Genomic DNA, 457 nt, shown 5'->3' with positions numbered 1-457 from the left:
CCGAAAGGAACGCGCGCTGGGGCCGGTCCGGCTGGCGCTCGATGGCGTCACCACGCGCCGCGTCGAAGAGATCAGCTTCGAGGTGCGGGCGGGCGAGATCGTCGGGCTTGGCGGCCTGGTCGGCGCCGGGCGCACGGAAGTGGCCCGCGCCATCGTCGGCCTCGATCCGTTGCTGTCGGGACAGATGACCGTCGGCGGCCGGCCTTACAGGCCGCGCGAGCCAGCCGACGCGGTCGGCGCGGGCATCGGCCTGGTGTTGCTGATCGTGCCCGGCATCATCCTGTGGCTGGGCTGGTCGATGGCGGTTCCGGTTCTGATACAGGAGCGGCTCGGCGTGTTCGGCTCGATGTCGCGCAGCCGCGTCCTCACCAAGGGCAATCGCTGGTCGCTGTTCGGCCTGTTCCTTATCCTGATCATCATAGCGATGGTCATCCAGTGGGGGATGCTGGTGGTGCTC

The 457-nt window shown here is 68.9% G+C and carries 1 protein-coding gene; it reads left to right on the top strand.

Going from position 1 to position 457, the window contains the following annotated elements; all coding sequences use genetic code 11:
* On the top strand, positions 1 to 457 hold a 457-nt coding region (locus EN869_RS35415), incomplete at both ends, for an ATP-binding cassette domain-containing protein (RefSeq protein ID WP_348640382.1).

The organism is Mesorhizobium sp. M2D.F.Ca.ET.226.01.1.1 (assembly GCF_004022705.2).
In the GTDB taxonomy this organism is placed as follows: Bacteria; Pseudomonadota; Alphaproteobacteria; order Rhizobiales; family Rhizobiaceae; genus Mesorhizobium.
Note: the sequence above shows the minus strand (reverse complement) of the source record. Positions and strands in the feature narration are given on the sequence as shown.